Source organism: Roseivivax sp. CAU 1761, assembly GCF_054482755.1.
The window spans coordinates 64,473-78,023 of record NZ_JBTLRM010000004.1; the positions used below are offsets into that span (position 1 = coordinate 64,473).

Below are 13,551 nucleotides of genomic sequence, written 5' to 3' on the forward strand. Positions count from 1 at the left end.
CTCCCCCCTCCCCCCCCCCTCCCCCCCCCCCCCCCCCCCCCCCCCCCCCCCCCCCCCCCCCCCCCCCCCCCCCCCCCCCCCCCCCCCCCCCCCCCCCCCCCCCCCCCCCCCCCCCCCGCCGCCCTCTCGGCCCGCGCCGCCGCCCGGGACCCGCGGCGCCTCAGAATTCCTCGACCGCGAGGATCCCGCCCAGCGATTTCAGCGCCCCGCGGATCTCCGGGCTGACCGGGAAATCCTCGCCGAGATCGAGCTCCACCTCGCCCGGCAGCCCGGCATCGCTGAGCATCAGCCGGATCGGTCCGCGGCCGGCCCGCGGCGCCTGGTCGGCGGCGCGGCGCAGCACCGAGGCGACCTGCGGGATGGCCTGCGGGCTGTCGAGGTAGATCCGCATCCCCGCGGCGCCGGCGCCCGCCATCGCCGCCTCGATGGGCGCCACCGAACGGCCCAGCAGCTTGAGCTGGTCGCTCTCCATCGTCGCCTCCACGGTGACGATCACCTTGGCGCCGGTCTCCAGCGCCTCGCGGGCCTTTTCCAGCGTCTCCGAGAACAGCGTCACCTCGTAGGCCCCGGTCGGGTCGGAGAGCTGGCAGAAGGCGAAGCGGTTGCCGCGCGCCGACTTGCGCTCCTGGCGGCCCGCCACCACGCCGGCGAGCTTGGCGATCATCGCGCCCTTGGCCTCGACCTTGCGGGTCAGCTCCTCGAGGGTCAGGAAGTTCGCCGCCCCGCCCTGGGCGCGGCGCAGGGCGGGCATGTAATCGTCGAGCGGGTGGCCCGAGAGGTAGAAGCCCACCGCCTTGAACTCCTCCGAGAGCCGCTCCGCCGGCAGCCAGTCCGGCACCGGGGCGAGCCGCGGCTCCGGCAGGTCGTCGCCGGCCTCGCCGAAAAGCGAGACCTGCGCCGAGGCGCGCTGCTCGTGCACCGCCGCGGAATAGGCCACCAGCGCGTCCAGGCTCTCGAAGACCCGGCGGCGGTTGCGGTCGAGCGCGTCGAAGGCGCCGGCCCGGGCCAGCATCTCCAGCGGCCGCTTGCCGACGCGCTTGAGATCGACCCGCCGGGCGAGGTCGTAGAGCGTGGCGAAGGGCGTCCCGCCGCGGCCCTCGACCACCAGCCGCATGGCGTCGAGGCCGACATTCTTCAGCGCCCCCAGCGCATAGACCAACTGCCCCTCGACCACGTCGAAGGTCTCCAGCGACCGGTTCACGCAGGGCGCCACCCAGGGCAGGCCCAGCCCCTTGCGGACCTCCTCGAAATACACCGCCAGCTTGTCGGTGAGGTGGATGTCGCAATTCATCACCCCGGCCATGAACTCGACCGGGTGGTTCGCCTTCAGCCAGGCGGTCTGGTAGGACACCACCGCATACGCCGCGGCATGCGACTTGTTGAAGCCGTAATTGGCGAATTTCTCCAGCAGGTCGAAGACCTCCTTGGCCTTCTTCTCGTCCACCCCGTTGGCCATCGCCCCCTGGGTGAATTTGGGCCGCTCGGCGTCCATCGCCTCCTTGATCTTCTTGCCCATGGCGCGGCGCAACAGGTCGGCGCCGCCGAGGCTGTAGCCCGCCATCACCTGGGCGATCTGCATCACCTGTTCCTGGTAGACGATGATGCCCTGGGTCTCCTCCAGGATGTGGTCGATCAGCGGATGCACCGAGGTGATCTCGCGCAGCCCGTTCTTGACTTCGCAATAGACCGGGATGTTCTCCATCGGGCCCGGGCGGTAGAGCGCCACCAGCGCCACGATGTCCTCGATGCAGGTCGGCTTCATGCGCTTGAGCGCATCCATCATGCCCGAGCTTTCGACCTGGAACACCGCCACGGTCTTGGCCCGGGCATAGAGCGCGTAGGTCTTGGCGTCGTCGAGCGGGATCTGGCCGATATCGTTCTCGGCGCCCTCGAAGGGGGCGTAGATCTCCGACCCGTCGGCGGCGACATGCAGCGGCCGGCCGCCCTTGTGGATCAGGTCGATGGCGTTCTGGATCACCGTCAGGGTCTTGAGGCCGAGGAAGTCGAACTTCACCAGCCCGGCCTGCTCGACCCATTTCATGTTGAACTGGGTCGCCGGCATGTCGGAGCGCGGATCCTGGTAGAGCGGCACCAGCGCGTCCAGCGGCCGGTCGCCGATCACCACGCCGGCGGCATGGGTCGAGGCGTTGCGCAAGAGCCCCTCGACCTGCTGGCCGTAGGTCAGCAGCCGGTTCACCACCTCCTCGTTGCGCGCCTCCTCGCGCAACCGCGGCTCGTCGGCCAGCGCCTTCTCGATCGAGACCGGCTTCACCCCCTCGACCGGGATCATCTTCGACAGCCGGTCGACCTGGCCGTAGGGCATCTGCAGGACGCGGCCGACATCGCGCACCGCGGCCTTGGACAGGAGCGCGCCGAAGGTGATGATCTGGCCCACCTTGTCGCGGCCGTATTTCTCCTGCACGTAGCGGATCACCTCCTCGCGGCGGTCCATGCAGAAGTCGATGTCGAAATCCGGCATCGAGACCCGTTCGGGGTTCAGGAAGCGCTCGAACAGGAGCGAGTAGCGCAACGGGTCGAGGTCGGTGATGGTCAGCGCGTAGGCCACCAGGGAGCCCGCGCCCGAGCCGCGGCCCGGCCCCACCGGGATGTCGTGCTCCTTGGCCCATTTGATGAAATCGGCGACGATCAGGAAATAGCCCGGAAAGCCCATCCCCTCGATGATCCCGAGCTCGAAATCGAGCCGCGTCTGGTATTCCTCGACGCTCACCGCGTGCGGGATCACCGCCAGCCGCTTCTGCAGGCCCGCATTGGCCTGGCGGCGCAGCTCGTCGACCTCGTCATCGGCAAAGCGCGGCAGGATCGGGTCGCGCTTCTCGGCCTTGAAGGCGCAGCGGCGGGCGATCTCAACGCTGTTCTCCACCGCCTCGGGCAGGTCGGCGAACAAAGTCGCCATCTCCTGCGGCGACTTGAAGTAATGCTGCGGCGTCAGCCGGCGGCGCGGATCCTGCTGGTCGACATAGGCGCCCTCGGCGATGCAGATCAGCGCGTCATGCGCCTCGTACATGTCGGGCTTCGGGAAGTAGACGTCGTTGGTGGCGACCAGCGGCAGGCCCATCGCATAGGCCATCTCGACATGGCCGCGCTCGGTCAGGCGCTCGGCCTCGGGCGCGCCGTCCTCGCCGGGATGGCGCTGCAGCTCGACATAGAGCCGGTCGCCGAAGGCGCCGTGCAGCCGCACCATCAGCGCCTCCGCGGCGCCGCGGGCGCCGGCCTGCAGGAGCCGGCCGACCGGCCCGTCCGGCCCGCCCGAGAGGCAGATCAGCCCCTCGGCATGGGCCTCGAGCTCGTCCAGCGTCACATGCGCGAGCTCGCCGTCGCCGCGCAGGTAGAGGCAGGAATTGAGCTTCATCAGGTTCTCGTAGCCGCGCTCGGACTGCGCCAGCAGCACCACGGCCGCGGGGTCGCGCGGCCGTTCGCCGGGCCCGGGCTCGAGATAGCGCAAGTCGATTTGGCAGCCGATGATCGGCTGCACCCCGGCGCCCGCCGCCGCCACCGAAAATTCCAGCGCCGCGAACAGGTTGTTGGTGTCGGTCACCGCCACTGCCGGCATGTCCTGCGCGGCGCAGAGCCCGGGCAGCTTCTTCAGCCGCACGGCGCCTTCGAGCAGGGAATATTCGGTGTGGAGGCGGAGATGGATGAATCGGGGTGCAGTCATGGCGCGATCCTAGGCAAGCCCGCCCCCGGGCGGAACCGCCAAAGCGCCCGAGCGCGCCCCCGCCCCCTTCTTCTGAGCAAAAATATCCCGGGGGTCCGGGGGTAGCGCCCCCGGCGGCGCCGCCGCCGCCGCGCCGCCCCCACCGCAAAGCCCCGGATCGGATTTTCCTTGCCAAACCCGATCCCTGCCCCCTAGCCTTGATCCGACACCAGGACCGGCCCGCCGCCTTCTACGCCGCATCGAGGGCGCGCGCTCATGGGCGATCGGTAACGCGGCGGGTAATCACGCATGGAGATCGGCTTTCTTCTGAACGGAGAGAGTGTGACGGTCCGGGACGCGCCCCCGACCCTGACGCTGCTGGACTGGCTGCGCGAGGCGCGCGGGCTGACCGGCACCAAGGAGGGCTGCAACGAGGGCGATTGCGGCGCCTGCACGGTGATGGTCACCGATCCCGAGGGCGGCGTGCGCGCGCTCAATGCCTGCATCCTGTTCCTGCCGCAGCTCGCCGGCCGCGCGGTGCGCACCGTGGAGGGCATCGCCGGGCCGGACGGCGCGCTGCACCCGGTGCAGCAGGCGCTGATCGACCATCACGGCAGCCAGTGCGGCTTCTGCACCCCGGGCTTCGTGGTCTCGATGGCGGTGGCGCATCTGAACGGCGAGGCCGACACCGAGGCGGCGCTGGCCGGCAATCTCTGCCGCTGCACCGGCTATGTGCCGATCCGACGCGCCGCCGCGGCGGCGGCGGGCGCGCCGGTGCCGGACTGGCTGCGCGACGCGGCGCCGGCTCGCCCCGCCGCGGCGCCGGCGGACGAAGCGGAGACGCCGCCGCGGGACCGCGACCCGCGGCCGGCCTCCGCGATCCGTCCGGCGCACGCGCCCGAGACCCTCGCCGCCCTGTTCGAGCTCACCGCCCGCCACCCCGAGGCCACGCTGGTCGCCGGCGCCACCGATGTCGGGCTCTGGGTGACCAAGGATCTGCACGATCTCGACCGCGTCATCTTCCTCAACCGCTGCGCCGATCTGCAGCGCATCGAGACCGGCGAGGGCAGGATCCGCTTCGGCGCCGGGGTGACGCTCGACCGGGTGCAGCGCGAGCTGGCGACCCGCCACCCCTCCTTCGCCGCGATGCTGCGCCGCTTCGGCTCGGCCCAGGTGCGCGCCGCGGCGACGATCGGCGGCAACATCGCCAACGGCTCGCCGATCGGCGACACGCCACCGCCCTTGATCGCGCTCGACGCGGTGCTGCATCTCGAGGGCCCCGAGGGGCCGCGCGACCTGCCGCTGGAGGATTTCTTCGTGGCCTATGGCGAGCAGGACCGCCGCGCCGGCGAGGTGGTGACCGGGGTGACGCTGCCGGAGGCGGCGCCGCGGCTCAAGGTCTACAAGCTCTCGAAGCGCTTCGACCAGGACATCTCGGCGGTCTGCGGCGCCTTCGACATCCGCGTCGAGGACGGCATCGTCACCGCCGCCCGCATCGCCTTCGGCGGCATGGCGGCGACGCCGCGGCGGGCCCGCGCGGTCGAGGCCGAGCTGCTCGGCCGCGACTGGGGCGAGGAAGCGGTCGGGGCGGCCTGGGACGCCTGGGAGGAAGATTTCCAGCCGATCTCGGACATGCGCGCCTCGGCGGCCTACCGGCTGGCCGGCGCCCGCAACATGCTGTCGCGCTACCTGCTCGAGGATCTGGGCGCCCGCACCTCGGTCCTGGAGGTGGCGCCGTGAGCGTGACGACGCCCCTGCCGCACGATTCCGCCCGGCTGCACGTCACCGGCGCGGCGCGCTATGTCGACGACATCCCGGCCCCGGCGGGCTGCCTGCACCTGGCCTTCGGCCTGTCGCCGATCGCCGCCGGGCGGATCCGCGAGATCGATCTCGACCCGGTGCGCGCGGCGCCGGGCGTCATCGCCCTGCTGTCCTATCGCGACCTGCCCTTCGCCAACGACGTCTCGCCCTCGATCCACGACGAGCCGCTGCTCGCCACCGGCAGCCTGCACTATCTCGGCCAGCCGGTCTTCCTGGTGGTGGCGACCTCGCATCTCGCGGCGCGCCGCGCCGCCCGGCTGGCGCGCATCGACACCCAGCCGCGCGATGCCATCCTCGGCGTCGAGGAGGCGCTGGCCGCCGACAGCCGATTCGAAGACGGGCCGCGGATCTGGCAGAAGGGCGATCCCGGCGAGGCCATCGACGCCGCCCCGGTGCAGATCGAGGGCCGCATCGAGGCCGGCGGCCAGGAGCATTTCTACCTCGAGGGCCAGGCCGCGCTGGCGCTGCCGCAGGATGACGGCGACATGGTGGTGCATTCCTCGACCCAGCACCCGACCGAGATCCAGCACAAGGTGGCCGAGGCGCTGGGCCTGCCGATGCACGGCGTGCGGGTGGAATGCCGGCGCATGGGCGGCGGCTTCGGCGGCAAGGAAAGCCAGGGCAACGCGCTGGCGGTGGCCTGCGCGGTGGCGGCGCGGCTGACCGGCCGGCCCTGCCGCATGCGCTACGACCGCGACGACGACATGACGATCACCGGCAAGCGGCACGACATCCGCATCGATTACCGCGCCGGCTTCGACGACGAGGGCCGCCTGCTCGGAGTCGAGTTCGAACATTACCTGCGCTGCGGCTGGAGCCAGGACCTGTCGCTGCCGGTGGCCGACCGCGCCATGCTGCACGCCGACAACGCCTACCACCTGCCGCATGCCCGGATCGAGAGCCACCGGCTGAAGACCAACACCCAGTCGGCCACCGCCTTCCGCGGCTTCGGCGGTCCGCAGGGCATGCTGGGGATCGAGCGGGTGATGGATCACGCCGCGCATGTGCTGGAGCTCGACCCGCTCGAGATCCGCCGCCGCAACTACTATGCCGAATGCGACCCGAACAGCCCGGAGAGCCGCTCCGAACGTTCAGACGCGCCGGACGGCCCCCCGGTCGCCCTGCCGCGCGACCCCGACCGCGACGTCGCCTCGCGCGGGGCGGTGGGCGCGGTGCCCGAGGGCGCGGCGCCGGCGGCGCCGGCCGGCGCGCAGACCACGCCCTACGGCCAGGCGGTGGAGGATTTCATCCTCGGCGCGATGACCGACCGGGTGGCGGCGGAATGCGCCTATTTCGAGCGCCGCCAGGCGGTGGCCGAGTGGAACGCCGCCGAGCCGATCCTGAAGAAGGGCCTGGCGCTGACCCCGGTGAAGTTCGGCATCTCCTTCACCCTCAGCCATCTCAACCAGGCCGGCGCGCTGGTCCATGTCTACCAGGACGGCTCGGTGGCGATGAACCACGGCGGCACCGAGATGGGCCAGGGCCTGTTCCGCAAGGTGGCGCAGGTCGCCGCGGCGCGGTTCGGCATCGACCCGGGCGCGGTGAAGATCACCGCCACCGATACCGGCAAGGTGCCCAACACCTCGGCCACCGCGGCGTCCTCGGGCTCGGACCTGAACGGCATGGCGGTGAAGGCCGCCTGCGACACCATCGCCGCGCGCATGGCGCGCTTCCTCGCCGAGCGCCACCAGACCGGCGCCGGGGCGGTGCGCTTCGAGAACGGCGCGGTGCGGGTCGGGGCCGAGAGCTACAGCTTCGCCGAGGCCGCCAAGCTCTGCTACGAGGGCCGCGTCAGCCTGTCGGCCACCGGCTATTACCGCACGCCCAAGCTGAACTGGGACCGCATCCGCGGCCAGGGCCGGCCGTTCTACTACTTCGCCCACGGCGCCGCCTGTTCGGAGGTGGTGATCGACACGCTGACCGGCGAATACCGGCTGCTGCGCACCGACATCCTGCACGATGCCGGGGCCTCGCTGAACCCGGCCATCGATCTCGGCCAGGTCGAGGGCGGATTCGTCCAGGGCGCCGGCTGGCTGACCTGCGAGGAACTGGTCTGGGACGTCGAGGGACGGCTGCGCACCCACGCGCCCTCGACCTACAAGATCCCCGCCTATGCCGACGCGCCGCCGGTCTTCAACGCGACGCTGTGGGACGGCCGCAACCGGGAGGACACGATCTACCGCTCCAAGGCGGTGGGCGAGCCGCCCTTCATGCTCGGCATGTCGGTGTTCTTCGCGCTCTCGGACGCGGTCGCCGCCTGCGGCCCGGGCTACCCGATGCTCGACGCCCCGGCGACGCCGGAGCGGGTGCTGGCGGCAGTGGAGCGGGTGCGCGATGGGGTTTGACCGCGAGGACCTGGCACGGGCGGTGGCGCGGCACGGCCGCGTCGCCCGGGTGGTGGTGGCCGCGGTGGCGGGCTCGGCCCCGCGCGAGGTCGGCGCCGCCATGCTGGTCTGGCCCGGCGGCCAGTCCGGCACCATCGGCGGCGGCGCGCTGGAATACGAGGCCGCCGGCGCGGCGCTGACCCGGACCGGGCTCAGCCGCCACCCGCTGGGCCCGGCGCTCGGCCAGTGCTGCGGCGGCGCGGTGACGCTGCTGACCGAGCATTACGACGCCGCGACGCTGCCCGACCCCGACCAGACGGTGCTGGCGCGCGGCCCGGGCGCGATGCCGCTCGCCGTTCGCCGCATGGTCGAGGCGGCGCGGCGCGGCGGCGAGCCGCCGGCGCCGCAGCTCGTAGAGGGCTGGATGGTCGAGCCCCTGCACCGCCCCCGCCGGGCGGTTTGGATCTGGGGCGCCGGGCATGTCGGCCGGGCCCTGGCGGGCGTGCTGGCCCCCCTGCCCGAGCTCGAGCTGACCTGGATCGACACCGAACGCGCGCGCTTTCCCGAGACCCCGCCCGAGCGCGTCACCCTGCTGCCGGCCCGCGCGCCGGTGCTGCTGGTGCCGCGGGCGCCGCGGGAGGCCGCGCATGTCATCGTGACCTTCTCGCACGCGCTCGATCTCGACCTCTGCCACGCCCTGCTGGGGCACGGTTTCGGCAGCGCCGGGCTGATCGGCTCGGACACCAAGTGGGCGCGCTTCCGCACCCGGCTGCGGGCGCTCGGCCATGCCGATGCCGCGATCGACCGCATCACCTGCCCGATCGGGCGGAAATCGCTCGGAAAACATCCGCAGGCGATTGCGCTCGGGGTGGCGGTCGACCTACTGAACACAAAAAAAGACAGGGACGGGGATACGTGGCCGAACCGCTACTCAGCCTTCGGGGCCTGACCAAGGCCTATCCGGGCGTCGTCGCCAATGACGACGTGTCGTTCGCCATCGGCCGGGGCGAGATCCACGCGCTCCTGGGCGAGAACGGCGCCGGCAAGTCGACGCTGGTGAAGATGATCTACGGGCTGGTCACCCCCGACAGCGGCACCATGACCCTGGCGGGCACGCCCTATGCCCCGTCCCGGCCCAGCGCCGCGCGTCAGTCCGGCGTCGCCATGGTGTTCCAGCACTTCTCGCTCTTCGACGCGCTAAGCGTGGCCGAGAACGTGGCGCTCGGCATGGAGAACCCGCCCCGCACCCGCGACCTGGCCCAGCGCATCCGCCGCGTCTCCGAGGAATACGGCCTGCCGCTCGATCCCGGCCGCGTGGTCGGCACGCTGTCGGCGGGCGAGCGGCAGCGCGTCGAGATCGTGCGCTGCCTGCTGCAGGAGCCGCGGCTGCTGATCATGGACGAGCCGACCAGCGTGCTGACGCCGCAGGAGGTCTCGATCCTGTTCAAGACCCTGCGCAAGCTGCGCGAGGAAGGCCGCTCGATCCTCTACATCTCCCACAAGCTCGAGGAGATCCGGGCGCTCTGCGACACCGCGACGATCCTGCGGCTGGGCCGCAAGGTGGCGACCTGCACCCCCTCCGAGGCCTCGGCGCGCGAGCTGGCCGAGATGATGGTGGGCAGCAGTTTCGAGACCCCGGAGGCGCGGCCCCACGCGCCCGGCAAGGTGCTGCTGGAAGTGGCCGGGCTGAGCCTGCCGGCCCCCGGCGCCTTCGGCACGCCGCTGCGCGATGTCAGCTTCAAGCTGCGCGCCGGCGAGGTGCTGGGCATCGGCGGGGTCGCCGGCAACGGCCAGGACGAGCTTCTGGCGGCGCTCTCCGGCGAACGTCTGGCGCCGCGCGGCTGCATCTTCTTCGAGGACCGCGACGTCAGCCGCGAGGGCCCGGTGGCGCGGCGGGATGCCGGCCTCCTGGCGGCGCCCGAGGAACGGCTGGGCCACGCCGCCGCCCCCGAGATGAGCCTGATGGAGAACGGCGTGCTGACCGCCGCCCGGCGCATGGGGCTGGTGCATGGCGGCTTCGTCGACTGGGCCCATGCCCGGCGCTTCGCCGAGGGCGTGATCGACCGCTTCGACGTGCGCACCCCGGGCCCCGGTACCGCGGCGCGCGCGCTCTCGGGCGGCAACCTGCAGAAATACGTCATCGGGCGCGAGATCCTTCAGCGCCCCGAGGTGCTGGTGGTCAGCCGGCCGACCTGGGGCGTCGATCCCGCCGCCGCGGCGGCGATCCGGCAAGCGCTGCTCGACCTCGCCGCGGCCGGCGCCGGCATCGTGGTGATCAGCCAGGATCTCGACGAGCTGATGGAGATCTCCGACCGGTTCGCGGCGCTCAACGAGGGCCGGCTGTCGGGCAGCCGGGCGGTGGCCGATCTCGACGTCGAACAGATCGGCCTGATGATGGGCGGCGCGCATGACATGGAGGTGGCGCATGAGGCGGGGTGAGGCGAGCATGCCGGCCGGACCGGCGCGGGCGCGGGGCACCGGCCCGCACCAAGGAGCCGGCGCAGCACGGCGCGGGCCCGGAGCCCGGCGATGATCCGCCTCGTCAAGCGCCGCGAGCCGTCCCGCGCCTGGGCCTGGGCGGCGCCGCTGCTCGCCGTGGCGCTGACCATGCTGGTCGGCGGCGGCATGTTCGCCGCGCTCGGGGTCGACCCGCTGGCGGCGATCCGCACGATCTTCTGGGATCCGCTCTTCGACCCGCAATTCGCCGGCTATTCGCGGCCGCAGCTGCTGGTCAAGGCGGGGCCGCTGATCCTTATCGCGGTGGGGCTGAGCCTGGGCTTCCGGGCCGGCATCTGGAACATCGGCGCCGAAGGGCAGTACATCATCGGCGCGGTCTGCGGCGCCGCGGCGGGGCTGGCGCTCTACCCGATGGATTCGGTGCTGATCTTCCCGCTGATGATCCTCGCCGGGGCGCTCGGCGGCTGGGCCTGGGCGATGATCCCGGCCCTGCTCAAGACCCGGTTCGGCACCAACGAGATCCTCGTCTCCCTGATGCTGGTCTACGTCGCCGAATCGGTGCTCGCCTCGGTCTCCTCGGGCCTGCTGCGCAACCCCGAGGGCATGGGCTTTCCTGGGTCGCGCAACTTCCAGCAATGGGACTCCGCCGCCAACCGCGAGCTGATCGCCGATACCGGCATGCATTGGGGCGTGGTGGCGGCGCTGATCGCGGTGATCCTCGCCTACGTGCTGCTCAGCCGGCACATCCTCGGCTTCAACATCCGCCTCTCCGGGGAGGCGCCGCGGGCGGCGCGGTTCTCCGGCGTGCGTCCGGCCCGGATCATCGTCTTCTGCCTCGGCACCGCCGGCGCGCTGGCGGGGCTGGCCGGGCTCTTCGAGGTGGCGGGCCCGGCCGGGCAGATCTCCATCGACTTCAATTCCGGCTACGGCTTTACCGCGATCATCGTGGCCTTTCTCGGCCGGCTGCACCCGCTGGGCATCCTGCTGGCCGGGCTGTTGATGGCGCTGACCTATATCGGCGGCGAGCTGGCGCAGCTCATGCTGGGCGTGCCCGGCGCCTCGATCCAGCTCTTCCAGGGCATGCTGCTGTTCTTCCTGCTCGGCGTCGACGTGCTGACCAATTACCGCCCCGTGATGGGCCGCGCGGAGGTGGCGTGATGGATCTCGGCTCGATCTCCCTGGTGCTGCTTCTGGCCTCGGTCATGGTCTCGGCGACGCCGCTGCTGCTCGCGGCGATCGGCGAGCTGGTGGTGGAGCGCGCCGGCGTGCTCAATCTCGGCGTCGAGGGCATGATGATCACCGGCGCCGTGGTGGGCTTCGCGGTGGCGGTCAATACCGGCGATCCGGCGGCCGGCTTCGCCGCCGCCGCCGCCGCCTCGGCGCTCCTGTCGCTGAGCTTCGGCTTTCTCACCCAGGTGCTGCTGTCGAACCAGGTCGCCACCGGGCTCGGCCTGACGCTGGTCGGGCTCGGCCTCTCGGCGCTGATCGGCAAGCCCTACGAGGGCATCAAGTCGCCGACCCTGCCGAAGCTCGATCTCGGCCCGCTCTCCGATCTGCCGGTGATCGGGCGCATGGTGTTCTCGCACGACGTCATGGTCTACCTGTCGCTGCTGCTGGTGGCGCTGGTCTGGGCCTTCCTGAAATTCACCCGCGCCGGGCTGATCCTGCGCGCCGTGGGCGAGAACCACGAGGCGGCGCATGCGCTGGGCTACAAGGTGGTGCGCATCCGGCTCGCCGCGATCGCCTTCGGCGGCGCCTGCGCCGGGCTCGGCGGCGCCTATCTCAGCCTCGTGCGGGTGCCGCAATGGACCGAGGGCATGACCGCCGGGGCCGGCTGGATCGCGCTGGCCATCGTGGTCTTCGCCTCGTGGCGGCCGTGGCGGGTGCTGATCGGCGCCTATCTCTTCGGCGGCGTCACGGTGCTGCAGCTGAACCTGCAGGCGGCCGGGGCCGACGTGCCGGTGGCGCTGCTCTCGGCCTCGCCCTACCTGGTGACCATCCTCGTCCTGGTGCTGATCTCGGCCCGCGGCGCCCATGCCGCGCCGGCCTCGCTGGGACGTCCCTTCCATGCCGCGCAGTGACCGCCGTCCCCGCCAGAGCGCGGCCGGCGCGCCGCGGCACGACCGACAACCGACAATGTCCAGACAGGAGAGTGACATGAACCGCAGAACCCTGCTCGCCAGCGCCGCCCTGGCGCTCGTCACGAGCGCCGCCTTCGCCCAGGACGACAAGGTCAAGGTGGGCTTCATCTATGTCGGCCCGATCGGCGACGGCGGCTGGACCTACGAGCACGACAAGGGCCGGCTCGCGGTCGAGGAGCATTTCGGCGACCGGGTCGAGACGGTCTACCAGGAAAGCGTGCCCGAAGGCGCCGACGCGCAGCGCGCGATCACCCAGATGGCGCTGTCCGGCGCCGACCTGATCTTCACCACCTCCTTCGGCTACATGGATCCCACCATCGAGGTGGCGAAGAAGTTCCCCGACGTGAAGTTCGAGCACGCCACCGGCTACAAGACCGCCGACAACGTCTCGACCTATTCGGCGCGCTTCTACGAGGGCCGGGCGATCCAGGGCCACATCGCCGGCTCGATGACCGAGGCCAACAAGATCGGCTACATCGCCTCCTTCCCGATCCCCGAGGTCATCCGCGGCATCAACTCCGCCTATATCCACGCCAAGAAGGTCAACCCCGATGTCGAGTTCTCGGTGGTCTGGGCCTATACCTGGTTCGACCCGGCGAAGGAGGCCGACGCGGCCCGCGCGCTGATCGAGAACGGCGCCGACGTGATCCTGCAGCACACCGATTCCACCGCGCCCCAGGCCGCGGCGCAGGAGGCCGGCGACGTCATCACCTTCGGCCAGGCCTCGGACATGGCGGAATACGCGCCGTCGCCGCGAGTCTCCTCGATCATCGACAACTGGGCGCCCTACTACATCGACCGGGTGCAGGCGGTGATCGACGGCACCTGGGAAAGCCAGCAGGTCTGGCACGGCATCGGCGAGGGCATGGTCGAGATCGGCGAGATCTCCGAGGCGGTGCCCGAGGAGGTCCGGGCCGAGGCGCTCGATCTCAAGGAGCGCATCGCCAGCGGCGAGTACCACCCGTTCACCGGGCCGCTGAACAAGCAGGACGGCTCGGCCTGGCTGGCCGAGGGCGAGACCGCCGATGACGGCACGCTCCTCGGCATGGACTTCTACGTCGAAGGCCTTTCGGGCGAGATCCCGAACTGAGGCAGCGCCCCGGGCGCTCCGGACTGGCCGGGCGCCCGCCGCGCGCCGGGGGCCCCGCCCCCG

At 71.7% G+C, this 13,551-nt stretch carries 8 protein-coding genes; 7 read left to right on the forward strand and 1 reads right to left on the reverse strand.

Going from position 1 to position 13,551, the window contains the following annotated elements; all coding sequences use genetic code 11:
- Positions 1 to 160: 160 nt before the first annotated feature.
- A complete protein-coding gene (gene dnaE / locus ACXYMW_RS04210) occupies positions 161 to 3,676 on the reverse strand; it encodes a DNA polymerase III subunit alpha (RefSeq protein ID WP_459034043.1) in 3,516 nt (1,171 codons plus the stop codon).
- A 288-nt stretch (positions 3,677 to 3,964) separates the two neighbouring features.
- Here dnaE and xdhA point away from each other — a divergent pair, with 288 nt between their 5' ends.
- The 7 genes from xdhA to ACXYMW_RS04245 all read left to right on the forward strand — a co-directional run bounded on the left by xdhA (position 3,965) and on the right by ACXYMW_RS04245 (position 13,488).
- Positions 3,965 to 5,395 (forward strand): xanthine dehydrogenase small subunit, encoded by a 1,431-nt coding sequence (gene xdhA / locus ACXYMW_RS04215; RefSeq protein WP_459034044.1) that lies wholly within the window; start codon positions 3,965 to 3,967, stop codon positions 5,393 to 5,395.
- On the forward strand, positions 5,392 to 7,821 hold the full coding sequence (gene xdhB / locus ACXYMW_RS04220; RefSeq protein WP_459034045.1) for a xanthine dehydrogenase molybdopterin binding subunit: 2,430 nt from the start codon (positions 5,392 to 5,394) through the stop codon (positions 7,819 to 7,821). The genes xdhA and xdhB overlap by 4 nt, the downstream gene beginning before the upstream one ends.
- The gene (xdhC, locus tag ACXYMW_RS04225) at positions 7,811 to 8,749 is read left to right on the forward strand and encodes a xanthine dehydrogenase accessory protein XdhC (RefSeq protein ID WP_459034046.1); all 939 of its coding nucleotides are present in this window, start codon (positions 7,811 to 7,813) and stop codon (positions 8,747 to 8,749) included. Before xdhB ends, xdhC begins: the two co-directional genes overlap by 11 nt.
- The gene (locus ACXYMW_RS04230; RefSeq protein WP_459034047.1) at positions 8,716 to 10,239 is read left to right on the forward strand and encodes an ABC transporter ATP-binding protein; all 1,524 of its coding nucleotides are present in this window, start codon (positions 8,716 to 8,718) and stop codon (positions 10,237 to 10,239) included. The genes xdhC and ACXYMW_RS04230 overlap by 34 nt, the downstream gene beginning before the upstream one ends.
- Positions 10,240 to 10,329: 90 nt before the next feature.
- Entirely contained in the window at positions 10,330 to 11,415 is a 1,086-nt protein-coding gene (locus ACXYMW_RS04235; protein ID WP_459034048.1) for an ABC transporter permease, read from the forward strand.
- Positions 11,415 to 12,338, forward strand: a complete 924-nt coding sequence (locus ACXYMW_RS04240; RefSeq protein WP_459034049.1) for an ABC transporter permease — start codon at positions 11,415 to 11,417, stop codon at positions 12,336 to 12,338. Before ACXYMW_RS04235 ends, ACXYMW_RS04240 begins: the two co-directional genes overlap by 1 nt.
- A gap of 76 nt (positions 12,339 to 12,414) precedes the next feature.
- Complete coding sequence (locus ACXYMW_RS04245; protein ID WP_459034050.1) at positions 12,415 to 13,488, forward strand: BMP family ABC transporter substrate-binding protein; 1,074 nt, start codon at positions 12,415 to 12,417, stop codon at positions 13,486 to 13,488.
- Positions 13,489 to 13,551: the final 63 nt, after the last annotated feature.

Coding starts and splice junctions, on each gene's coding strand:
- xdhC (WP_459034046.1), top strand. CDS start 7,811: ATGGGGTTTGACCGCGAGGACCTGGCACGGGCGGTGGCGCGGCACGGC.
- ACXYMW_RS04240 (WP_459034049.1), top strand. CDS start 11,415: ATGGATCTCGGCTCGATCTCCCTGGTGCTGCTTCTGGCCTCGGTCATG.
- dnaE (WP_459034043.1), bottom strand. CDS start 3,676: ATGACTGCACCCCGATTCATCCATCTCCGCCTCCACACCGAATATTCC.
- ACXYMW_RS04235 (WP_459034048.1), top strand. CDS start 10,330: ATGATCCGCCTCGTCAAGCGCCGCGAGCCGTCCCGCGCCTGGGCCTGG.
- xdhA (WP_459034044.1), top strand. CDS start 3,965: ATGGAGATCGGCTTTCTTCTGAACGGAGAGAGTGTGACGGTCCGGGAC.
- ACXYMW_RS04245 (WP_459034050.1), top strand. CDS start 12,415: ATGAACCGCAGAACCCTGCTCGCCAGCGCCGCCCTGGCGCTCGTCACG.